This window comes from Burkholderia sp. GW821-FHT14F03 (genome assembly GCF_058803765.1).
In genome coordinates, this window is record NZ_JBXAPG010000015.1 from 1 (window position 1) to 22,953 (window position 22,953).

The window sequence follows — 22,953 nt, forward strand, 5'->3', positions numbered from 1 at the left end:
GTAAGCGCAGTAATGCGTTCAGCTAACTGATACTAATTGCCCGTAAGGCTTGATCCTATAACAAGTCTGTCTCGATGCTCGTCAGCGCTTCAGCGCAGACGGACATCGAGCGTCGAGTGCAAGGCACTCGACGTACGACGGTTGAAGTACCGCGTACGTGTGAGATACAACCTCACAACCCCAAAATTACTGCTTCTTCCCGGATTGGTCGCGTTGCGAAGCAGCGCGACAACCCTCTTTGCCTGATGACCATAGCGAGTCGGTCCCACCCCTTCCCATCCCGAACAGGACCGTGAAACGACTCTACGCCGATGATAGTGCGGATTGCCCGTGTGAAAGTAGGTAATCGTCAGGCTCCCTCTGCCAAAACCCCCGCCCATCCGGCGGGGGTTTTGCTTTTTGCGCGACAGAATTCTCCCTTCTCCCTATAGCCGCCGACCGAGCGAGTGTCGGACAGGTTTGCCCGTCGAGCGTAAAATCCGTCGAACCCACACCTACGCCGACAACACGACACAATGAATGCTTCGATCCGGACTGCGCGCGCGGTCTGTCCGCATGATTGTCCCGATACCTGCGCGATGCGCGTTTCTGTCGAAGATGGCAGGGCGATCAAGGTAACCGGGGACCCGGATCATCCGCCGACACAAGGCGTGCTTTGCACCAAGGTGATGCGATACGCGGAGCGTGTCCATCATCCCGAACGTCTGACCACGCCGCTCAAGCGCGTCGGGCGCAAAGGCGAGGGACGTTTCGAACCGATCAGCTGGGACGAAGCGAATCGGCTCGTGGCGGAACGGCTCGGTGAAATCGCGGCGCGCGCGCCGGAGGCAATCGTTCCCTACAGCTACGCCGGAACGATGGGCCTGATCCAGGGCGAAAGCATCGCCCAACGTTTCTTCAACGTGCTCGGCGCTTCGCGACTCGAACGAACCATTTGCTCTGCGGCCGGCGCGGCCGGGTTGCGTTATACCTACGGCGCCAGCATCGGGATGCATGTCGAGTTCTTCGAGGAAAGCGAGCTGATCCTGATCTGGGGTGGCAACCCCATCGCCTCGAATCTGCATTTCTGGACCCGTGCGCAGGAAGCGAAGCGACGTGGCGCCAAACTGATCGCAATTGATCCCTATCGGTCGCTAACTGCCGAGAAGTGTCATCAACATATCGCGCTGAAACCTGGCACGGACGGCGCCTTGGCGTTGGGGATGATGCACGTATTGATCGAGGAAGACCTGCTCGATTACGGCTATATCGATACATATACGCTCGGCTTCGAGGGCATGAAGGCGCGCGCCCTGAGCTATCCGCCGTCGCGCGCCGCCCAGATCTGCGGCATTCCGGCCGAGCAGATCATCGAGTTGGCGCGGTTGTACGGCCGCACCCGCAAGTCCGCGATCCGCCTCAACTACGGCATGCAGCGTGTGCGCGGCGGCGGCAACGCCGTGCGGGCGATCGCGAGCCTGCCCTCGCTGACGGGCGCGTGGCGGGATCGCGCCGGCGGCCTGCTGATGTCGTCGTCCGAGTGGGCGCCGACCAACCCGGCGGGACTCGGCCGTCCCGACTTGCTTCCCGGCTGGCCGGATCGCCTGCCGCGGCTCATCAATATGAACGCGATCGGCGACGCGCTCGTCCATGCGGGCGATGCCTCGTTCGGCCCGAAGATCGAGGCGATCATCGTCTACAACTCGAACCCCGTCGCCGTCGCACCGGACTCGGCGAAGGTCGCGGCGGGATTCGCGAGAGAGGATCTGTTCACGGTCGTACTCGAGCATTTCATGACCGACACCGCCGACTACGCCGACATCCTGCTGCCGGCCACCTCGCAGCTTGAGCACCTGGACGTGCACAAGTCGTACGGGCATACGCACGTGATGGCGAACCTGCCCGCGATCGCGCCGCTCGCCGACGCGCGTCCCAATACCGAAATCTTTCGCGGTTTCGCGAAAAGCATGGGACTCGATCATCCCGCGCTCTATGACGACGACGAGGCGCTCGCGCGCATCGCGCTGCGCTGGGACGATCCGATGCTGCAAAGCGACTGGGAAACGCTCAAGCAGGCGGGCTGGCTCAAGCTGAAGATCGCCGATGCGCCTTTTGCCGCAGGCGGTTTCCGTACCCCGTCCGGCAAGTGCGAGTTCCATAGCCCGCGCCTCGAGGAAATGGGCCTGGACCCGCTGCCCGATTACCTGCCGCCGTATGAGTCCGCGGACGGCGCACCCGAACTGGCGGCCCGCTACCCGCTGGCAATGATCTCGCCGCCGGCGCGCAACTTCCTGAACAGTACTTTCGTCAACGTGGCCAGCCTGCGCGCGACGGAAGGCGAGCCGCACCTCGACATGCATCCCGACGATGCCGCCGAGCGCGGGATTGCCGACGGCGATACCGTGCGGATCTTCAACGATCGCGGCGCGTTGAATGCCAAAGCGCGCGTGACGGACCGCGCGCGCGAAGGCCTCGTGGTAGGGCTGTCGATCTGGTGGAAGAAATTCGCGGCCGACGGGCGCAACGCGAACGAGGTCACGAGCCAGGCGCTGACCGATCTCGGCCGGGCTGCGACGTTCTACGACTGTCTGGTCGAAGTGGAGCGCGGATGACCGCTGGATGGTGGTTTCCGGGGTGGATGCAAGTTGGAAAGGAGCGTCTAACCCGGTTGTCTCGGAAGGGGTGACCGGCTAGGATGCGTTTTAGCACGACCATTCGAAAATCGCTGAGGAGACGCGTTGCATGGACAAGATTTGGCTGAAGTCGTACCCGCCCGGCGTTCCAGCCGAAATTGACGCGTCCCGCTACCCCTCCTTCACGGACCTGCTCGAGGAAAGCTTCCGCGATTATCGCGATCGTGCTGCTTTCATCTGTATGGGCAAGTCGATCACCTACGGCGAGCTTGACGCGATGTCGCGCAAGCTCGGCGCGTGGTTCCAGTCGCGCGGCCTCGCGCCCGGCGCGCGCGTCGCGATCATGATGCCGAACGTGCTGCAGTATCCGGTGGCGATCGCCGCCGTGCTGCGCGCCGGCTACGTGGTGGTCAACGTCAATCCGCTCTACACGCCGCGCGAACTCGAGCACCAGCTGAAAGACAGCGGCGCCGAGGCGATCGTGATCCTCGAGAATTTCGCTTCCACGCTGCAGGCGGTCATCGCGAAGTCTTCGATCAAGCATGTGATCGTCGCGTCGATGGGCGACCTGATGGGCCTGAAAGGGCTGCTCGTCAATTTCGTCGTGCGCCGCGTGAAGAAGATGGTGCCGGCCTGGAGCCTGCCGTCCTACACCCGTTTCAACACGGCGGTCGCGGAAGGCGGCCGGCAGGCGCTGAAGCCCGTCAAGCAGGGCCCCGGCGACGTCGCCTTCCTGCAATACACGGGCGGCACGACCGGCGTGGCGAAGGGCGCGACGCTGACTCATCGGAACATCGTCGCGAACGTGCTGCAGTCGGCCGCCTGGAATGAGCCGGCGCGTACCTTGCATCCGGAGGTCAAGGTGTTCATCACCGTGGTGGCGCTGCCGCTTTACCACGTGTTCGCGCTGACGGTCTGCGGGTTCCTGACGATGCGCACCGGCGGGACCGGGATTCTGATTCCGAACCCGCGCGACATCGGCGGCATGATCAAGGAATTGCAGGGCTACCAGATCTCGACGATTCCCGCGGTTAACACGCTGTACAACGCGATGTTGAATCATCCCGATTTCGACAAGCTGGACTTGTCGAAGCTGGCGATCGCCAACGCGGGCGGGATGGCGATCCAGGAAAGCATTGCGAAGCGCTGGGCCGAACGAACCAAGGTGCCGATCGTCGAGGGCTACGGCTTGTCGGAGACGTCGCCGTGCGCGACCTGCAATCCGGTGCTCTCGTCCGAATACAACGGCACGATCGGCCTGCCGCTGCCGTCGACCGAGGTGTCGATCCGCGACGACGCGGGCAACGAGGTGCCGCTCGGCGAACCGGGCGAAATCTGCATTCGCGGTCCGCAGGTGATGGCCGGCTATTGGAACCGGCCGGACGAGACCGCCAAGGTCATGTTCCCGGACGGGTTCTTCAAGTCCGGCGACGTCGGCGTGATGGACGAGCGGGGCTATGTGAAGATCGTCGACCGCAAGAAGGACATGATCCTGGTGTCCGGCTTCAACGTGTATCCGAACGAGATCGAGGACGTCGTCGCGTCGCACCCGGGGGTCTACGAGGTGGCGGCTGTGGGCGTGCCCGACGAACATTCGGGCGAGGCGGTGAAGCTGTTCGTCGTGAGGAAGGATCCAGCCTTGACGGACAAGGACCTGATTGCGTTCTGCAAGGAACGCCTCACCGGCTACAAGCGGCCGAAGCTCATCGAATTCCGTACCGAGCTGCCGAAGACCAATGTCGGCAAGATCCTGCGCCGCGAGTTGCGCGACGGCAAGGCCTGAGGCGCGGGCCCGCCGCGCCGCACGCGCGCAGCGCGGGAGAGGGTGGCAAAAACAAGAAAGGCGCCCGAGGGCGCCTTTTGAGTATCCTACGGTCTTGTTGTTTGAGCTGGATCAGAACTTGTGGCGGATGCCGACCGTCGCGGCCACCTGGTTCGGCGACTTCGATGCCGTCAGGTTGTTGATGGCCGCCACCGCCGCCTGGCCGGTCGAGTCGTAGCCCAGCGCGTGCTGGTAGACGCCGATCACGTAGATGTCGGTGCGCTTCGACAGGAAATAGTCGAGGCCGAGGTTGACCTGGTGGTATTGCGCCGCGGCCAGCCCATTGACCTTCGAGCCGCGCGTGTAGTCGTACGCCACGCCTGCGAGCAGCGCCGGGGTCAGCTGATACTTGAAGTTCGCCTCGACGTTGTGGAAGGCCGCGGAGCCCTGCAGGTTCAGCGGGTTCAAGCCTACGCCGGCCGTCGAGCCGACATCGCCGAAGCGCGTGTAGCTGTAGGTCAGGCCGAGCGTGGCCGCGCCGATCGTGTAGGCGCCGCCCGCCGCCGCGATCTGCAGCGTGTTCGCGGACGCATAGCCCTTGTACACCGGGCTCGTCATGTTGAGCCCCGAGGTCGTGGAGGTCGACGGGTTCGAGTTCGGGTTGTTGCCGAAGAACGAGTAGTTCGGGTTGCGCGCGTTCACGTAACCGACGCCGAGCACCAGCGGGCCGTTTGCGTAACCGGCGCCGAGCGACCAGATCTGGTTGCGGCTGAAGTTGCCGGCGACGCCGCCCAGGCTGTACAGGCCGCCGAACGTGAAGCCGCCGTAGGTCGGGCTCGTGTACTTGACCGCGTTGTTGACGCGATTGGCGTTGTTCATGTTGTCGAGGTCGCCCGGGTGCGCACCGATGTAGCCCGCCCACTGGCTGCCGCTTTCCAGCGCGCCCGTGTAGTCGACGACGGAGTCATACTGGCGACCCAGCGTGACCGTGCCGTACTGGCCGCTCGACAGGCCGACGAACGCTTGCCGGCCGAACATGTCGCCACCTTGGCCGAGCGAACCGTTCGACACGCTGAAGCCGTTCTCGAGCACGAAGATCGCCTTCAGACCGCCACCGAGGTCTTCCGAGCCCTTCAAGCCGAAGCGGCTGCCCTGCAGCACGCCGCTTGACTGCTGGTACTGCTGGTGACCGCCGGCGTTGTTGTTGAACAGGATGCCCGCATCGATGATGCCGTACAGCGTCACGCTGCTTTGCGCGTGAGCCGCGCCAGCAAACGCGCTCAGCGCGACCAGCGCGAGAAGCGACTTTTTCATTAATGGATCTCCAAGGATTACGAAATTATTTTGGCAGGGCAAATAGTTATGTTTTGGTGAGGCGCCCTGCTTGAACTTCGAAAGAAGTCGCTCGTAATGTAGCAAAAGGAATTTTCGGGACAAAGAGAAAGGAGCCCGGTCAACTCCGGCATGTTTCCTTTATGCAACAATGCTTGGAATCACGGGTTAACCGCAATTTCCGCGTTGTGAACGGGTAGGTAACGCAATGATTTTCTTACCAAATCCTTTCGTTCGGCGCGGTGCATGGAGAAATGGAATGGTGTTTGACGAACTGATCAGCGAATTTGACCGCGGCCTGCGCTCGATGACGGGCATCAGCCGGATGAGCCGCCCGGTGCCGGCGCCGACGGCGTCGCCGCCCGCCGAACTGAGCGCGGAGGAGCGCAAGCACGCGGCTGGCCTGATGCGCGTGAACCATGTCGGCGAAGTCTGCGCGCAGGCGCTTTATCAGGCGCAGAAGCTGACCACGCGCTCGCCCGCGCTGAAGGCGATGTTCGAGGACGCCGCGCGCGAGGAAGAGGACCATCTCGCCTGGACCGCGCACCGGCTCAAGCAGCTGGACTCGCGCCCGAGCCTCCTGAACCCGCTGTGGTACGCGGGGGCGCTGGCGATCGGCGTGGTCGCGGGCCGGCTCGGCGACAAGGTCAGCCTCGGCTTCATGGCCGAGACCGAGCGTCAGGTCGAGAGCCACCTGGAGGGGCATCTGTCGACCTTGCCGGCGGTGGACGTCGAGTCGCGCGCGATCGTCGAGCAGATGCGCGTGGACGAGGTCAAGCACGGCAAGTCGGCCAGCGACGCGGGCGGCATCGAGCTGCCGATGCCGGCGCGCATGCTGATGCGTGCGGCCTCGAAGGTGATGACCAGCACTGCGTACTATCTCTGAGCGACACCCCCGGGCGGCGCGCGAGCGCCCGCCCGGTTCCCCGCGCCGAAATCCCGCCTTTCCTCTGCCTTTTTCCCCGCCAAAATGCCTGCCGCCACGCCCGTCTGGGCCGGACTTTTCACGTACCACCTTCACAACCTGCGGTAGCTCATTCATTTATAACGCTTTTTGGTATGAGGGTCAGCTTGAGGAGGTGAGCGTAAGTCCTTGTTCTAACTAACAAAATTCGTTAAAAAAACGCGCGACTCCCTTGACCGTCCCTGACCCTTCCTCTAAAGTGGGAGACAGTGTGAGAAAGTGTATTTTTGTGTGATCCGCGGGGCTTTTCCGGCTAGATTCGCAGCATCGGCCGGGTGCTTCGATGCCGAGAACGGGAGAGCGGAAAAGTGTTTCAAGGGGCGTCGGCGCTGACGCTCGATGCGAAAGGGCGCATGTCGGTGCCGGCTCGCTATCGCGAAGCGCTTCAAGGACAGGCAGAAGGACGGGTGACTGTGACCAAGCACCCGGACGGCTGCCTGTTGCTGTTTCCGCGCCCCGAATGGGAAGTGTTCCGCGCGAAGATCGCCGCGCTGCCCATGGATGCGCACTGGTGGCGTCGGATTTTTCTCGGTAACGCGATGGATGTCGATCTGGACAGCGCGGGCCGAATTCTCGTGTCGCCCGAGTTGCGGATGGCAGCCGGGCTGGAAAAGGAAGTCATGTTGCTGGGAATGGGAAGTCACTTCGAGCTGTGGGACGCACAGACCTACACCGCGAAGGAGCAGGCGGCGATGGCGCAGGGCATGCCCGATGCGCTGAAGAATTTCACGTTCTGATTGCGGTGACGGAGACGCCCGCGATGGGAAACGAATTGCAGCATCGGACGGTGCTGTTGGATGAAGCGGTCGACGCGCTCGTGACGCGCCCCGACGGGATCTACGTCGACGGCACGTTCGGGCGCGGCGGACACAGCCGCGCCGTACTCGCACGGCTCGGCGAGGCTGGCCGGCTGATTGCGTTCGACAAGGATCCGCTCGCGATCGCGACCGCGGAGCAGATCGGGGATGCGCGCTTCGCGATCGTCCACGACAGCTTCGCCGCGCTGCGCGGCGAGCTGGATGCGCGCGGGGCAGGACGGGTGTCGGGCGTGTTGCTGGATCTCGGCGTGTCGTCGCCGCAGGTGGACGATCCGGCGCGGGGCTTCAGCTTCCGCGCGGACGGCCCGCTCGACATGCGGATGGACCCGACCCGCGGCGAATCGGCCGCGGCGTGGCTGGCCCGGGCTTCGGTGCAGGAACTGACGGAGGTGATACGAGATTATGGGGAAGAACGGTTTGCTTTTCAGATTGCAAAGGCGCTTGTTGCTCGCCGGGCAGAGTCCGACCGTCTTGGGCCTCTCGACACCACGGGCGAGCTTGCCCAAATCGTGGGTCACGTCGTCAAAACCCGTGAGAAGGGCAAGGATCCGGCAACCCGCACCTTTCAGGCTATACGGATTCACGTCAATCAAGAGCTTGCGGAGCTGCAAGTCGTTCTAGAGGCAGCACTGTCGGTGTTGGAGCAAGGGGGGCGGCTGGTGGTCATCAGCTTTCATTCGCTCGAGGATCGGATCGTCAAGCGATTCATGCAGGCGCACGCGAGTGCGCCTGCGGTCGATCGTCGCCTGCCGATCCGCGCGGCCGACCTGCCGAGCCCGCCGCTCAAGGTGCTGGGTCGCGTGTTTCCGAGCGAGGCCGAAGTGGCGGCCAATCCGCGCGCGCGCTCGGCGGTGATGCGGATCGCGGAGCGCATCGCGCCATGAGCCGCCTCAATATCTTCCTGCTGATCCTGGTGATGGGATGCGCGCTGTCGGTCGTCAATTCGACCAACCAGCAGCGTCAGATCTTCATCCAGCTGCAGCGCGCGCAATCGCAGGAGCATCAGCTTCAGCAGGACTACGCGCAACTGCAATATCAGCAGAGCGCGCTGTCGAAGACCTCGCGCATCGAGCAGCTCGCCGACAGCGCGCTCAAGATGCAGTCGATCACGACGGGACGCACCCAGTACCTGACGCTGCCCGCCGGGGCCGCGAAGGCGGTCGACGCGCCGGAGCCGACCTCCGGCGCGGCGCAGGGGGGCGCGCGATGAAGCAGTCGTCGAAACGCCAGAGCGTGAAATTCTCGTCGAGTCCGGTGCTGTCGGTGCATTTGCCGATGTGGCGCTCGAAGCTCGTCGTGTTCATGCTGTTCATGGCGTTCGTCGCACTGGCCGCCCGCGCGTTCTGGATCCAGGGCCCGGGCAACGCGTTCTATCAGAAGCAAGGCGAAAGCCGCTACCAGCGCACCCTCGAACTGCCCGCGACGCGCGGCAAGATCCTCGATCGCAATGGCCTCGTGCTCGCGACGAGCCTGCCCGTGCGCGCGATCTGGGCGATCCCGGAGGCGGTGCCGGACGATCTCGGCGCCGACAAGCTCACCCAACTCGGCGCGCTGCTCGGCATGTCGCCGAAGGAGCTGCGCGCCAAGCTTTCCGAGGACAAGAGCTTCGTCTACGTGAAGCGGCAGGTGCCGACCGAGATCGCGGACAAGGTCGCCGCGCTCGGCATTCCCGGCGTTTACCAGCGCGGCGAGTACAAGCGCTTCTACCCGGAAGGGGAGATCACCGCGCACCTGATCGGCTTCACCAATGTCGAGGACGAAGGGCAGGAGGGCGTCGAGCTGGCCGACCAGAAGCTGCTCGAGGGCCTGTCGGGCAGCCGGCACGTGATCAAGGACCGGATGGGGCACATCGTCGAGGACGTCGACGAGCAGATGCCGCCGCACAACGGCACCGACGTCGATCTGTCGATCGACAGCAAGATCCAGTACATCACCTACGCGAACCTGAAGGCGGCGGTCGAGAAGTTCCACGCCAAGGCCGGCGCGGCCATGGTGATCGACGTGCGCTCGGGCGAAGTGCTGTCGCTCGTCAATTACCCGACCTACAACCCGAACGACCGTTCGCACCTGACCGGCGAGCAGTTGCGCAACCGCGTGCTGACCGACGTGTTCGAGCCGGGCTCGATCATGAAGCCGTTCACGGTGTCGCTCGCGCTCGACCTGCACCGGGTCACGCCGTCGACGCTCGTCGATACGGGCAACGGCCATTTCGTGCTGGACGGCGCGCCGATCACCGACGATTCCGGGTTCGGTACCTTGACGGTGGGCGGCGTGATCCAGAAATCGAGCAACATCGGCGCGACCAAGATCGCGATGACGATGAAGCCCGAGGAAATGTGGAATATGTATACCAGCATCGGCCTCGGGCAGGCGCCGAAGGTCGGTTTCCCCGGCGCGGTCGCCGGCCGCCTGCGGCCGTGGAAGAGCTGGCGCCGGATCGAGCAGGCGACGATGTCGTACGGCTACGGTTTGTCGGTGTCGCTGTTCCAGCTCGCGCGCGCCTATACGGCGATCGCGCACGACGGCGAGCTGATGCCCGTCACGATCTTCAAGACCGACAACGCGCAGCCGGCGTCCGGCCCGCAGATCTTCGCGCCGAACACGGCCCGCGAGGTGCGCGCGATGCTCGAGACCGTGGTCGCGCCGGGCGGCACCTCGCCCGATGCGGCCGTGCCCGGCTACCGCGTCGGCGGCAAGAGCGGCACCGCCTACAAGCAGGCCGGCCATGGCTACGATCACAAAAAGTACCGGGCGTCGTTCGTCGGGATGGCGCCGATGCCGAATCCGCGCATCGTCGTCGCGGTCTCGGTCGACGAGCCGACCACGGGCAGCCACTTCGGCGGCCAGGTGTCGGGCCCGGTGTTCTCCGCGATCGCGGGCGATACGCTGCGCGCGCTGAACGTGCCGCCGAACATGCCGGTCAAGCAGCTCGTCGTGTCGGACGACACGGCATCCGCCAAGCCGGTCGCCGCAACCGCGGCCGCCGTCAAGCACATGACCGTGTCGAGTTCGACACACCATCCACCAGGAGTAGTTCGATGAGCGCCGTGCGCAGTTCTCATCCGGCGCACCACCAAATCGCAGCCGCGCTCGCGTGGCTGCGCGCGCATGTTGCCCCCGGCGCGCAGCTGCACGCGGACACGCGCAGCCTGAAGGCGGGCGATGTGTTCGTGGCCTATGCGGTCGACGGGGCGGACAACCGTCCGTTCATCACCAACGCGCTCGAACGCGGCGCGGCGGCGGTGCTGTATCAGCCGGAAGGCTATGCGGCCGACGCGCTCGATCCGGCCGTCGCGTTCGCGGTGCCCGCGCTCGACGCGCTCGCGGGCGAGATCGCGAGCGGCTGGTACGGCGACCCGAGCGATCGCATGCTCGCGATCGGCGTGACCGGCACGAACGGCAAGACCTCGTGCACGCAATGGATCGCGACCGCGTTGAGCGCGCTGCACCAGCCGTGCGCGGTGATCGGCACGCTCGGCAGCGGCATGCCGGGGCAGCTCGTGCACAGCGGCTTCACCACGCCCGACGCGCCGCAGTTGCAGCGCTCGCTCGCGCAACTGCACACGGCGGGCGCCCAGGCGGTGGCGATGGAAGTGTCGTCGCACGCGCTGCACCAGGGGCGGGCCAATGGCACCGGCTTCGATATCGCGGTATTCACGAACCTTACTCAGGATCACCTCGACTATCACCAGACCTTCGACGCCTACGAGACGGCCAAGGCGAAGCTGTTCTCGTGGCGCGGCCTGCGGTTCGCGATCGTCAATCGCGACGACCCGGCCGGCCGGCGTTTGCTGGCGCGGCTCGCCGGGCGGGTGCGGACCATCGCGTATGGAATCGGGGCGAGCGCCTGGGACGTCGACGCCGATCGCGAACTGGTCGCGACGAACGTGCGCGCGACCGCGACCGGCACGGCCTTTCACCTGGCGTCGTCGTGGGGCGAGGCGGAAGTCGAGGTCGGCACGCTCGGCCTGTTCAACGTGAGCAACCTGCTCGCGGTACTCGGCACGCTGCTCGCGGCCGACATGCCGTTCGACGCGGCGCTTGGCGAACTGACCGGGCTCGAATCGGTGAACGGCCGCATGCAGCGGCTCGGCGGCCGCCTGCAGAACGACGAACCGCTCGTCGTGGTCGACTATGCGCACACCCCGGACGCGCTCGAGAAGACGCTCGATGCGCTGCGGCCGATCGCGCAGGCGCGCGGCGGCGAGCTGGTGTGCATGTTCGGCTGCGGCGGCGATCGCGATCCGACCAAGCGGCCGCTGATGGGCGAGATCGCGGAGCGGCTGGCCGACAAGGTCGTGGTCACGAGCGACAACCCGCGCAGCGAGGATCCGCACGCGATCATCGGCCAGATCGCGGCCGGCATGCGCGAACCCGCGCACGCGCGCCAGATCGAGGATCGCGCCAGCGCGATCCTGCAGGCGGTGCGCGGCGCCGCGCGCGAGGATGTGGTGCTGCTCGCCGGCAAGGGCCATGAGGCCACGCAGGAAATCATGGGCAAGAAACGGACGTTCTCCGACCAGGACCACGCGCGTCTCGCGCTGGCCGCGCGGGCGACGCATGCGCGCGGAGGCGGCGAATGACGATGCTGACCCTGCGTGAAGCCGCCCAGCTGATTCCCGGCGCGACCGTGCTCGGCGAGCCCGAGGCCGGCTTCGCGCGCGTCTCGACCGACAGCCGCACGGCAGGCCCGGGCGACCTGTTCGTCGCGCTCAAGGGCGAGCGCTTCGACGCCCACGATTTTCTCGGCGAGGTCGCCGCGCGCGGCGTGAGCGCCGTGCTCGCCGCGCGCACGCCGGCGGACTGGCCGGTGCCCACGCTGCGGGTCGCCGATCCGCGCGTCGCGCTCGGCGCGCTCGCGCACGGCTGGCGCCGCCGCTTCGCGCTGCCGGTCGCCGCGGTCACCGGCAGCAACGGCAAGACGACGGTGAAGGAAATGATCGCCGCGATCTTCGCGGCGGCGGTCGGCGAGCCGGCGCGGCTCGCGACCGCCGGCAACTTCAACAACGACGTCGGCCTGCCGCTGACGCTGCTGCGCCTGACGGCCGCGCACCGGCTCGCGGTGATCGAGGTCGGGATGAACCATCCCGGCGAGACCGCGATGCTTGCGCGTCTGACCGCGCCGACGGTCGCCCTCGTCAACAACGCGCAGCGCGAACACCAGGAATTCATGGCGACCGTCGAGGCGGTCGCGCTCGAGCACGCGTCGGTGATCCACGCGCTCGGGCCGGACGGCGTCGCGGTGTTCCCGGCCGACGATGCGTACGCGGGCATCTGGCGCGTCGCCGCGACCGGCAACCGGATCGTCGATTTCGCGCTGACGGGCAACGGCCAGGATCCCGCCGCGGCGGTAACGGGCGCGCTCGAGGGCAATCGTTTGGCGATCCGCACGCCGGCGGGCGCGCTCGATGTGCAGCTGCGCGCGCTGGGCGAGCACAACGCGCGCAACGCGCTCGCCGCGACGGCCGCGGCGCTGGCCGCCGACGTGCCGCTCGACGCGATCCGGTGCGGTCTGGAGGCGTTCGAGCCGGTCAAGGGCCGACTGCAGGTGAAGCGCGCGACGGTCGGCGCGCTTGCGGGTGCGACGGTGATCGACGACACCTATAACGCGAATCCCGACTCGATGCGCGCCGCGATCGACGTGCTGGCCGCGCAGTCCGCGCCGCGCGTGCTCGTGATCGGCGAGATGGGCGAGGTCGGCGACGACGGCCCGGCGTTTCACCGCGAAATCGGCGCGTATGCGCGCGAGCGCGGCATCGACGCGCTGTTCGCGCTCGGCGCCGCGACGCTCGACGCCTGCGCGGGATACGGCGCGGCCGCGCGCCATTTCGACGGGCTGGAGCCGCTCGTCGACGCGCTGCAGGCCGCCCGGTTCGGCCCGCGTGCGACGCTGCTCGTGAAGGGCTCGCGCTTCATGCGGATGGAGCGCGTGGTCGACGCATTGACGAATCAACCCGCATCGGGCGCGACGCCCGGCGCACACTGAGAGAAGGAAAGAAGCATGTTGCTGGCGCTGGCGCAATGGCTGCAAAATGACGCAAGCTTTTTGCGCTTGTTCACGTACCTCACGTTCCGGGCGGTGATGGCCACCATCACCGCGCTGGTGATCGGTCTCGTCTGCGGCCCGTGGGTGATCCGCAAGCTGACCCAGATGAAGGTCGGCCAGGCCGTCCGCAAGGATGGTCCGCAGACGCACCTCGTGAAATCAGGCACGCCGACGATGGGCGGCGTGCTGATCCTGATCGGCATCGCGGTCGCCACCCTGCTGTGGGGCGACCTCACGAACCGCTTCATCTGGATCGTGATGCTCGTGACCTTCGGCTTCGGCGTGATCGGCTGGGTCGACGACTATCGCAAGGTCGTCCACAAGGATCCGCGCGGGATGTCGTCCCGCGAAAAGTATTTCTGGCAGTCGGTGATCGGCCTGTTCGCGGCCGTCTATCTCGCGTTCAGCGTGTCGGAAGCGAGCACCGGCCGGGTCTTCGACCTGTTCATGGCGTGGGTGCGCAGCGGCATGTCGATGGGCCTGCCCGCGCGCGCCGACCTGCTGCTGCCGTTCCTGAAATCGATCAGCTATCCGCTCGGCGTGTGGGGCTTCATCGCGCTCACCTATTTCGTGATCGTCGGCGCGAGCAACGCGGTCAACCTCACCGACGGCCTCGACGGCCTCGTGATCATGCCGGTCGTGCTGGTTGGCGCGTCGCTCGGCGTGTTCGCCTATGTGATGGGCAGCGCCGTCTACTCGAAATACCTGCTGTTTCCGCACATCCCCGGCGCGGGCGAGCTGCTGATCTTCTGCTCGGCCATGGGCGGCGCGGGGCTCGCGTTCCTCTGGTACAACACGCATCCGGCGCAGGTGTTCATGGGCGACGTCGGCGCGCTCGCGCTCGGCGGCGCGCTCGGCACGGTCGCGGTGATCGTGCGCCAGGAAATCGTGTTGTTCATCATGGGCGGCATCTTCGTCGCGGAAACGCTGTCCGTGATGCTGCAGGTCACCTGGTTCAAGTACACGAAGCGCCGTTACGGCGAAGGGCGCCGCATCTTCAAGATGGCGCCGCTGCATCACCATTTCGAATTGTCGGGCTGGAAGGAAACGCAGGTGGTGGTGCGTTTCTGGATCATCACTTTGATGCTGTGCCTGTTCGGTTTGTCCACCCTCAAGCTGCGGTAAAGGGAAGGTAAGGATGTTTGGCGAGAAGTTTGCAGATCGGCAGCGGCCGATGGTGCTCGTGCTGGGGCTCGGCGAATCGGGTCTCGCGATCGCGCGGTGGTGCGCGAGGCACGCGTGCCGGTTGCGCATTGCCGATACGCGCGAGACGCCGCCCAACCTCGCCGCGCTCGAGGCCGCCGGGATCGAGGCCGAATTCGTCGGCGGGCCGCTCTCGCCCGTGCTGCTCGACGGCGGCGTCGAGCTGGTCGCGCTGAGCCCGGGGCTGTCGCCGCTCGCGGACGATCTCGCGCCGCTGCTCGCCGCCGCGCGCGAGCGCGGCGTGCCCGTGTGGGGCGAACTCGAATTCTTCGCGCAGGCGCTCGCGACCCTGCGCGACAACGGCTATGCGCCCAAGGTGCTGGCGATCACCGGCACCAACGGCAAGACCACGACGACGAGCCTTGCCGGCCTGTTGTGCGAACGCGCGGGCCGCAAGGTCGCGGTCGCCGGCAACATCAGCCCGGCCATGCTCGACAAGCTGGCCGAGGCGATCGACGCGACCGCGCTGCCGGACGTCTGGGTGCTCGAACTGTCGAGCTTCCAGCTGGAAACCGCGCAGAGCTTCGCGCCGGACGCCGCGACCATCCTCAACCTGACCCAGGACCATCTCGACTGGCATGGCGGCTTCGAGGCCTATGCGGCGGCGAAGGGCCGGGTCTTCGGCGCGCGCACCGTGCGCGTGCTGAACCGCGACGACGCCGAGGTGATGAAGTTCACGCCGCCCGCGGCGGCGGCCGATGCGCCGCGCTTCGTCACGTTCGGTCTGAACGAGCCGACCCGCGACGGCGATTACGGCCTGCTGCGCGATGGTGGCATCAACTGGCTCGTGCAGGCGCACGACCGCGACGCGAGCGACGAGCCGGTGTCGCCGCGCCGTCGCAAGCAGGAAGCCGCGACGCCGCCCGATCTCGCGCTCAAGCGCCTGATGCCGTCGGACGCGCTGCGGATCCGCGGGCTGCACAACGCGGCGAACGCACTGGCCGCGTTCGCGCTCGCCCGTGCGATCGACCTGCCGGCCGCGCCGCTGCTGCACGGCCTGCGCGAGTATCGCGGCGAGGCGCATCGCGTCGAGCTGATCGCGTCGCTGGACGGCGTCGATTACGTCGACGACAGCAAGGGCACCAATGTCGGCGCGACGGTTGCCGCGCTCGACGGCCTCGCGCAGCGCGCGGTGCTGATCGCCGGCGGCGACGGCAAGGGCCAGGATTTCGCGCCGCTCGCGGCGCCCGTCGCACGCTGGTGCCGTGCGGTGCTGCTGATCGGCCGCGATGCGCCCGCGCTGCGCGCGGCGCTGGCCGAGGCCGGCGTGCCGCTCGTCGACCACGCGACGCTCGAAGAGGCGGTGCGCGCGGCGAGCGCGCTCGCGGAGCCGGGCGATGCGGTGCTGCTGTCGCCCGCCTGCGCGAGCTTCGACATGTTCACCGGTTATGCGCAGCGCGCCGCGGTGTTCCGCAGCGCGGTCGAGGACATCGCACTGGAAAGGGGCACGACGATATGAGCTGGTCCGATCGTCTCGTTTCGCGTTTCAACGGCGCGCGCGATGCCGGCGGCTCGGCCGCGACGGGCGCCGGCGCGCGCATGAGCTCGGGCGCGCGCGCCGCGGCGGGCGGCCTCGCGAGCGTCGTGAACGGCGCGCGTCCGACCCGTTCGCGCATGCTCGATTTCGATTACTCGCTGCTGTGGGTGTCGATCGCGCTGCTCGGGCTGGGCGTGGTGATGGTGTACTCGGCGTCGATCGCAATGCCGGACTCGCCGAAGTACGCGTCGTACCACGACTACGCCTTCCTGCTGCGCCACGTCATCTCGCTCTGCGTCGCGTTCGTCGCGGCGGTGATCGCGTTCCGGGTGCCGGTGTCGACCTGGGACAAATACGCGCCGCACCTGTTCCTGATCGCGCTCGTCGGCCTCGTGATCGTGCTGATCCCGCACGTCGGCAAGGGCGTGAACGGCGCGCGGCGCTGGATCCCGCTCGGCATCACCAACATGCAGCCGTCCGAGATCATGAAGCTTGCCGTGACGATCTACGCGGCGAACTACACGGTGCGCAAGCAGGAGTACATGCAGAGCTTCGCGAAAGGCTTCCTGCCGATGGCGTTCGCGGTCGGCATGGTCGGCGCGCTGCTGCTGCTCGAACCGGACATGGGCGCATTCATGGTGGTCGCCGCGATCGCGATGGGCGTGCTGTTCCTCGGCGGCGTCAACGGCAAGCTGTTCGGCGGGCTGGTCGCGACGGCGGTCGGCACCTTCACGATGCTGGTGTGGCTGTCGCCGTGGCGGCGCGAGCGGATCTTCGCCTACCTCGATCCGTGGGACGAGCGCTATGCGCAGGGCAAGGCCTACCAGCTGACCCACTCGCTGATCGCGTTCGGACGCGGCGAATGGTTCGGCGTCGGGCTCGGCGGCAGCGTCGAGAAGCTCAACTACCTGCCGGAAGCGCATACCGACTTCATCCTCGCCGTGATCGGCGAGGAACTCGGCTTCGTCGGCGTGCTGGTCGTGATCCTGCTGTTCTACTGGATCGTGCGCCGCGCGTTCGAGATCGGCCGCCAGGCGCTCGCGCTCGACCGCACCTTCGCCGGCCTGACCGCGAAGGGCGTCGGCATCTGGTTCGGCGCGCAGGCGTTCATCAACATGGGCGTGAATCTGGGCCTGCTGCCCACCAAGGGCCTGACGCTGCCGCTCGTCAGCTACGGCGGCTCGGGGATTCTGCTGAACTGCGTGGCGATCGCGGTGCTGCTGCGGGTCGATTACGAAAACCGGGTGCTGATGCGCGGAGGCAAGGTATGAGCGCATCGCAACCGACGCTGCTGGTGATGGCGGGCGGCACCGGGGGCCACGTGTTCCCGGGCCTCGCCGTCGCGCACCGCATGGCGGAGCAGGGCTGGCGGGTCGTATGGCTCGGCAACCCGGCCGGCATGGAGGCGACGCTCGTGCCGAAGCACGGGATTCCGATGGAGTACGTGCGCTTCGGCGGGTTGCGCGGCAAGGGCCTGAAGACCAAGCTGATGCTGCCGTTCAACCTGCTGCGCGCCTGCGCGCAGAGCCTCGCGGTGCTGCGCCGCGTGAAGCCCGACGTGGTGCTCGGCATGGGCGGCTACATCACGTTCCCGGCGGGGGTGATGACGGCGCTGACCGGCCGGCCGCTCGTGCTGCACGAACAGAACTCGATCGGCGGGCTCGCGAACAAGGTGCTCGCGAAGCTCGCGAAGCGCGTGCTCGTCGCGTTCCCGGATGCGCTGCCGCATGCCGAGTGGACCGGCAACCCGATCCGCGCGGAGCTGGCGCGCACCGCGCCGCCGCCGCAGCGCTACGCGGCGCGCGACGGCCGGCTGAACCTGCTGGTGGTGGGCGGCAGCCTCGGCGCCGCCGCGCTCAACGAAGTGGTGCCGCGCGCGCTCGCGCTGATGGCGCCCGGCGAGCGGCCGCACGTCGTGCATCAGGCGGGCGCGAAGCACATCGACACGCTGAAGGCGAACTATGAAGCCGCGGGCCTCGCGCTCGGCAGCGACGTGCAGCTCGCGCCGTTCATCGACGACATGGCGGCGGCCTACGCGGCCGCGGACCTGGTGATCTGCCGCTCCGGCGCGATGACCGTCGCCGAGATCGCGGCGGTGGGCGTCGCGGCGCTGTTCGTGCCGTTCCCGCATGCGGTCGACGACCATCAGACGACCAATGCCGCCTTCCTCGCCGATGTCGGCGCGGCGGTGCTGGTGCAACAACGCGACCTGTCGGCCGAATTGCTGGCCGACTGGTTGCGCAGCCAGTCGCGGGCAACGCTCGCGATCATGGCGGAGCGTTCGCGCTCGCTGGCCAAGCCCGATGCCACCGATGAAGTCGCGCGCGCATGCGCGGCGGTGGCGGGCGCGAACCTGAAAGGAATGCAATGAAACACATCGTCAAACATATTCACTTCGTCGGGATCGGCGGCGCGGGCATGAGCGGGATCGCGGAAGTGCTCGTCAATCTCGGCTACGAGGTCAGCGGCTCGGATCTGTCGCGCAATGCGGTGACCGAGCGGCTTCAGGCGCTCGGCGCGCGGGTCGCGATCGGCCACGACGCGGCCAACATCGAGGGTGCGAACGCGGTGGTGGTGTCCACCGCGGTGCGCTCGGACAACCCGGAAGTGCTCGCGGCGCGCCGTCAGCGCGTGCCGATCGTGCCGCGCGCGGTGATGCTCGCCGAGCTGATGCGGCTCAAGCAGGGGATCGCGATCGCCGGCACGCACGGCAAGACCACGACGACGAGCCTCGTCGCGAGCGTGCTCGCGGCGGGCGGACTCGATCCGACCTTCGTGATCGGCGGCCGGTTGATCAGCGCCGGCGCGAACGCGCGGCTCGGCACCGGCGATTTCTTCGTGGCCGAGGCCGACGAATCGGATGCGTCGTTCTTGAACCTGTATCCGGTGATCGAGGTGATCACGAACATCGATGCGGATCACATGGACACCTATGGGCACGACTTCGCGCGGCTCAAGCAGGCGTTCATCGAGTTTACGCAGCGCCTGCCGTTCTACGGCAGCGCGGTGGTATGTGTCGACGATCCGAACGTGCGCCAGATCATCCCGTTCATCTCGAAGCCGGTGGTGCGCTACGGCCTCGCGGCCGACGCGCAGGTGCGCGCCGAGAACATCGACGCGCGCGACGGCCGCATGCATTTCACGGTGCAGCGCGAAGGGCGCGCGCCGCTCGCGGTGGTGCTGAATTTGCCGGGCCTGCACAACGTGCAGAACGCGCTCGCCGCGATTGCCATCGCGACCGACCTGGGCGTCGCGGACGAGGCGATCCAGCAGGCGCTCGCGGAATTCAACGGCGTCGGCCGGCGCTTCCAGCGGCATGGCGAGATCCCGGTGGCGGGCGGCGCGTACACGTTGATCGACGACTACGGCCATCACCCGGTCGAGATGGCCGCGACGATCGCCGCCGCGCGCGGCGCGTTCCCCGGCCGCCGGCTCGTGCTGGCGTTCCAGCCGCACCGCTATACGCGCACCCGCGACTGCTTCGAGGATTTCGTCCACGTGCTGTCGACGGTCGATGCGCTGGTGTTGACGGAGGTCTACGCAGCCGGCGAGGCGCCGATCCCGACCGCCAACGGCGACGCGCTGTCGCGCGCGGTGCGCGCGGCGGGCAAGGTCGTGCCGGTGCTCGTCGAGCACGTCGACGCGCTGCCGGAGGCGCTCACGCAGGTCGCGCAGCCGGGCGACGTGGTGATCACGATGGGTGCGGGCTCGATCGGCGGCGTGCCGGGCAAGCTCGTGCAGGACACGCAACGGAAGGCATGAGATGAACGCGATCGATCCGCAACGATTCGGCAAGGTGGCGGTGCTGCTCGGCGGCGAGTCGGCCGAGCGCGAGGTGTCGCTCAACTCGGGCCGGCTGGTCGTGCAGGGGCTGCGCGATGCCGGCATCGACGCCCATCCGTTCGATCCGTCCGAGCGGCCGTTGGCGGCGCTCAAGGACGAGGGTTTCGCGCGCGCGTTCAATGCGCTGCACGGGGGCTACGGCGAGAACGGCCAGATCCAGGGCGCGCTCGATTTCTACGGGATCCGCTACACCGGCAGCGGCGTGCTCGGCTCGGCGCTCGGGCTCGACAAGTTCCGCACCAAGCTGGTGTGGCAGCAGACCGGCGTGCCGACGCCGCCGTTCGAGACGGTGCTGCGCGGCGATGCCTACGATGCGCGCGCGCAGGAGATCGTCGCGAAGCTGGGCCTGCCCTTGTTCGTGAAGCCGGCGAGCGAAGGCTCGAGCGTCGCGGTGCTGAAGGTGAAGGACGCCGCTGCGTTGCCTGTCGCACTGGCCGAAGCGGCGCAACACGACAAAATCGTGATCGTCGAGAAGAGCATCGAGGGCGGCGGCGAGTACACCGCGTGCATCGCGGCGGATCTCGACCTGCCGCTGATCCGCATCGTGCCGGCGGGCGAGTTCTATGACTATCACGCGAAGTACGTCGCCGACGACACGCAGTATCTGATCCCGTGTGGCCTCGGCGAGGCGCGCGAGGCGGAACTGAAGCGGCTCGCGCGGCGCGCGTTCGACGTGCTCGGCTGCACCGATTGGGGCCGCGCGGATTTCATGCTCGACGCGGCGGGCGACGCGTATTTCCTCGAAGTGAACACGGCGCCGGGGATGACCGATCATTCGCTGCCGCCGAAGGCGGCGCGCGCGGTCGGCATCAGCTACTCGGCGCTGGTGGTGAAGATCCTGTCGTTGACCCTGGAAGACTGAAGCGGAACCGGATGTGAGTCATGTGGAATAACGTTCGCCAACTGAACCTTGCCGCCAGCGCGTTGTACGCGCTGTTGCTGCTCGCGTTGGCGGCCGCGGGGTGCTACTGGCTGATTCAGCGTCCGACTTTCGCGCTGCGCGCGATCCAGATCGACGGCGATACCGAGCACATCAACGCGCCGACGGTGCGCGCGGGCGTGGTGGGCCGGCTCAAGGGCAATTTCTTCACGGTCGACCTGGACACCGCGCGGGTGGCGTTCGAGCAGATGCCGTGGGTACGGCACGCGAGCGTGCGGCGAGTGTGGCCGAACGCGCTCGCTGTCACGCTCGAGGAGTACAAACCGTTGGGCACCTGGGGCAGCGATCAGCTGGTCAGCACCGACGGCGAGCTGTTTACCGCGAACCAGGGCGAGCTGGAGGAAGGCCTGCCCGCGTTCGACGGTCCGGAAGGCAGCGCGAAGGAGGTGGTCGCGCGCTATCGCGATTTCAAGAAGTGGTTCGCGCCGCTCAAGGCGACGCCGGAGGAGGTGACGCTGTCGCCGCGCTACGCGTGGACGGTCAAGTTGTCGAACGGCATGCAGGTGGAGCTGGGCAAGGAGCGCAACGGCGGGACGCTGTTCGACCGCACGCAGCGCCTCGTCGCCGCGTGGCCGGCCGTCACGCAGCGCTGGGGCGGCGACATCGAGTATGCGGACCTGCGTTACCCGAACGGGTTCGCGGTTCGTGCGGCGGGCATGCGCTTCCTGAGCGAACCCGACAAGGGCAAGAAGTAACAGGACATCACACGCAAGAGCACTTTATGAGCAAAGACTACAAGGATCTGCTGGTTGCCCTCGACATCGGCACGTCGAAGGTGGTGGCCGTCGTCGCGGAACTGAAGGGCGAGGGGCACTACGAGGTCATCGGCCTCGGCCAGAGCGAGTCGAAGGGCTTGAAGAAAGGCGTGGTGGTGAACATCGAGGCCACCGTGCAGTCGATCCAGCGCGCGCTCGAGGAAGCCGAGCTGATGGCCGACTGCAAGATCACCAACGTCTTCACCGGGATCGCCGGCAGCCACATCCGCAGCTTCAATTCGAGCGGGATGGTCGCGATCAAGGAAAAGGAAGTCACCCAGACCGACGTCGCGCGCGTGATCGAGACCGCCAAGGCGATCAACATCCCGACCGACCAGCAGGTGCTGCACATCCTCACGCAGGAATTCATCATCGACGGCCAGGAGGACGTGCGCGAGCCGATCGGCATGAGCGGCATCCGCCTCGAGGTGAAGGTGCATATCGTGACGGGCGCGGTCAGCGCCGCGCAGAACATCGTGAAGTGCGTGCGCCGCTGCGGGCTCGAGGTGAACGACCTGATCCTGCAGCCGCTCGCGTCGTCGCTCGCGGTGCTGACCGAGGACGAGAAGGACCTCGGCGTGGTGCTGGTCGACATCGGCGGCGGCACGACCGACATCGCGATCTTCGCGGAAGGCGCGATCCGCCACACGGCCGTGATCCCGATCGCGGGCGACCAGATCACGAGCGACATCGCGATGGCGCTGCGCACGCCGACGCCGGATGCGGAAGACATCAAGGTGGGCTACGGCATCGCGAAGCAGGCGCTGGCCGATCCGGACGAGATGGTCGAGGTGCCGGGGCTGGGCGAGCGCGGTCCGCGCACGCTGTCGCGGCAGGCGCTTGCCGCGGTGATCGAGCCGCGCGTCGAGGAGCTGTTCTCGCTCGTTCAACAGGTCGTGCGCGAATCCGGTTACGAAGAGTTACTCAGTTCCGGTGTTGTGCTGACTGGCGGCGCGGCGATGATGCCGGGAATGGTCGAACTCGGCGAAGACATTTTCCTCAAACCGGTGCGCATCGGCGCGCCGGAATACGCGGGCGGTCTCGCGGACGTGGTGCGCAATCCGCGCTACTCGACCGCGATGGGGCTGCTCGTCGAAGGCAGCGCACAGCGCACGCGCGGCCGCAAGGTCGCGGTGCAGTCCGGCTCGGCCGGCCAGATCTTCACGCGGATGAAGGACTGGTTCCTGAGCAACTTCTAATC

At 66.9% G+C, this 22,953-nt stretch carries 18 protein-coding genes and 1 rRNA gene; 18 read left to right on the forward strand and 1 reads right to left on the reverse strand.

Translation table 11 applies throughout. The features are described from left to right. The first annotated feature begins 241 nt into the window (after nt 1–241). The 3 genes from rrf to AC1RQF_RS12175 all read left to right on the forward strand — a co-directional run bounded on the left by rrf (nt 242) and on the right by AC1RQF_RS12175 (nt 4,395). A 5S ribosomal RNA gene (gene rrf / locus AC1RQF_RS12165) occupies nt 242–355 on the forward strand. A gap of 160 nt (nt 356–515) precedes the next feature. After that, nucleotides 516–2,591 (forward strand): molybdopterin-containing oxidoreductase family protein, encoded by a 2,076-nt coding sequence (locus AC1RQF_RS12170; protein WP_492872139.1) that lies wholly within the window; start codon nt 516–518, stop codon nt 2,589–2,591. Between the two features lie 130 nt (nt 2,592–2,721). After that, complete coding sequence (locus AC1RQF_RS12175; RefSeq protein WP_274001004.1) at nt 2,722–4,395, forward strand: long-chain fatty acid--CoA ligase; 1,674 nt, start codon at nt 2,722–2,724, stop codon at nt 4,393–4,395. A 111-nt stretch (nt 4,396–4,506) separates the two neighbouring features. On the opposite strand, the gene AC1RQF_RS12180 is transcribed toward AC1RQF_RS12175, so the two are convergent. Next, nucleotides 4,507–5,688 carry a porin gene (locus tag AC1RQF_RS12180; RefSeq protein ID WP_274001005.1) on the reverse strand — a complete coding sequence of 394 codons (1,182 nt, stop codon included), beginning with the start codon at nt 5,686–5,688 and terminating at the stop codon, nt 4,507–4,509. A 277-nt stretch (nt 5,689–5,965) separates the two neighbouring features. Here AC1RQF_RS12180 and coq7 point away from each other — a divergent pair, with 277 nt between their 5' ends. The 15 genes from coq7 to ftsA all read left to right on the forward strand — a co-directional run bounded on the left by coq7 (nt 5,966) and on the right by ftsA (nt 22,951). Then, nucleotides 5,966–6,592, forward strand: a complete 627-nt coding sequence (gene coq7 / locus AC1RQF_RS12185; protein ID WP_274001007.1) for a 2-polyprenyl-3-methyl-6-methoxy-1,4-benzoquinone monooxygenase — start codon at nt 5,966–5,968, stop codon at nt 6,590–6,592. Between the two features lie 386 nt (nt 6,593–6,978). Further along, nucleotides 6,979–7,407, forward strand: coding sequence for a division/cell wall cluster transcriptional repressor MraZ (mraZ, locus tag AC1RQF_RS12190; protein WP_274001008.1), 429 nt, complete (start codon nt 6,979–6,981; stop codon nt 7,405–7,407). A 23-nt stretch (nt 7,408–7,430) separates the two neighbouring features. Next, the gene (gene rsmH, locus AC1RQF_RS12195) at nt 7,431–8,372 is read left to right on the forward strand and encodes a 16S rRNA (cytosine(1402)-N(4))-methyltransferase RsmH (protein WP_274001009.1); all 942 of its coding nucleotides are present in this window, start codon (nt 7,431–7,433) and stop codon (nt 8,370–8,372) included. Continuing rightward, complete coding sequence (ftsL, locus tag AC1RQF_RS12200) at nt 8,369–8,698, forward strand: cell division protein FtsL (RefSeq protein WP_274001010.1); 330 nt, start codon at nt 8,369–8,371, stop codon at nt 8,696–8,698. Before rsmH ends, ftsL begins: the two co-directional genes overlap by 4 nt. After that, a complete protein-coding gene (locus AC1RQF_RS12205) occupies nt 8,695–10,530 on the forward strand; it encodes a peptidoglycan D,D-transpeptidase FtsI family protein (protein WP_274001012.1) in 1,836 nt (611 codons plus the stop codon). The genes ftsL and AC1RQF_RS12205 overlap by 4 nt, the downstream gene beginning before the upstream one ends. After that, nucleotides 10,527–12,071 (forward strand): UDP-N-acetylmuramoyl-L-alanyl-D-glutamate--2,6-diaminopimelate ligase, encoded by a 1,545-nt coding sequence (locus AC1RQF_RS12210; RefSeq protein WP_274001013.1) that lies wholly within the window; start codon nt 10,527–10,529, stop codon nt 12,069–12,071. The genes AC1RQF_RS12205 and AC1RQF_RS12210 overlap by 4 nt, the downstream gene beginning before the upstream one ends. After that, a complete protein-coding gene (locus AC1RQF_RS12215) occupies nt 12,068–13,474 on the forward strand; it encodes a UDP-N-acetylmuramoyl-tripeptide--D-alanyl-D-alanine ligase (RefSeq protein WP_492872141.1) in 1,407 nt (468 codons plus the stop codon). Before AC1RQF_RS12210 ends, AC1RQF_RS12215 begins: the two co-directional genes overlap by 4 nt. A 15-nt stretch (nt 13,475–13,489) precedes the next feature. Further along, nucleotides 13,490–14,659, forward strand: a complete 1,170-nt coding sequence (gene mraY, locus AC1RQF_RS12220; protein ID WP_274001016.1) for a phospho-N-acetylmuramoyl-pentapeptide-transferase — start codon at nt 13,490–13,492, stop codon at nt 14,657–14,659. A gap of 13 nt (nt 14,660–14,672) precedes the next feature. Next, a complete protein-coding gene (gene murD / locus AC1RQF_RS12225) occupies nt 14,673–16,196 on the forward strand; it encodes a UDP-N-acetylmuramoyl-L-alanine--D-glutamate ligase (RefSeq protein ID WP_274001018.1) in 1,524 nt (507 codons plus the stop codon). Then, nucleotides 16,193–17,485 carry a putative lipid II flippase FtsW gene (ftsW, locus tag AC1RQF_RS12230; RefSeq protein ID WP_274001020.1) on the forward strand — a complete coding sequence of 431 codons (1,293 nt, stop codon included), beginning with the start codon at nt 16,193–16,195 and terminating at the stop codon, nt 17,483–17,485. The genes murD and ftsW overlap by 4 nt, the downstream gene beginning before the upstream one ends. Further along, nucleotides 17,482–18,585 (forward strand): undecaprenyldiphospho-muramoylpentapeptide beta-N-acetylglucosaminyltransferase, encoded by a 1,104-nt coding sequence (gene murG, locus AC1RQF_RS12235; protein WP_274001022.1) that lies wholly within the window; start codon nt 17,482–17,484, stop codon nt 18,583–18,585. The genes ftsW and murG overlap by 4 nt, the downstream gene beginning before the upstream one ends. Then, nucleotides 18,582–19,976, forward strand: a complete 1,395-nt coding sequence (gene murC, locus AC1RQF_RS12240) for a UDP-N-acetylmuramate--L-alanine ligase (protein WP_274001024.1) — start codon at nt 18,582–18,584, stop codon at nt 19,974–19,976. The genes murG and murC overlap by 4 nt, the downstream gene beginning before the upstream one ends. Nucleotide 19,977: 1 nt before the next feature. Continuing rightward, nucleotides 19,978–20,919 carry a D-alanine--D-alanine ligase gene (locus tag AC1RQF_RS12245; protein ID WP_274001025.1) on the forward strand — a complete coding sequence of 314 codons (942 nt, stop codon included), beginning with the start codon at nt 19,978–19,980 and terminating at the stop codon, nt 20,917–20,919. Between the two features lie 20 nt (nt 20,920–20,939). Beyond that, complete coding sequence (locus AC1RQF_RS12250; RefSeq protein WP_274001027.1) at nt 20,940–21,692, forward strand: cell division protein FtsQ/DivIB; 753 nt, start codon at nt 20,940–20,942, stop codon at nt 21,690–21,692. Between the two features lie 26 nt (nt 21,693–21,718). Beyond that, complete coding sequence (ftsA, locus tag AC1RQF_RS12255) at nt 21,719–22,951, forward strand: cell division protein FtsA (RefSeq protein ID WP_274001029.1); 1,233 nt, start codon at nt 21,719–21,721, stop codon at nt 22,949–22,951. Nucleotides 22,952–22,953 lie beyond the last annotated feature (2 nt).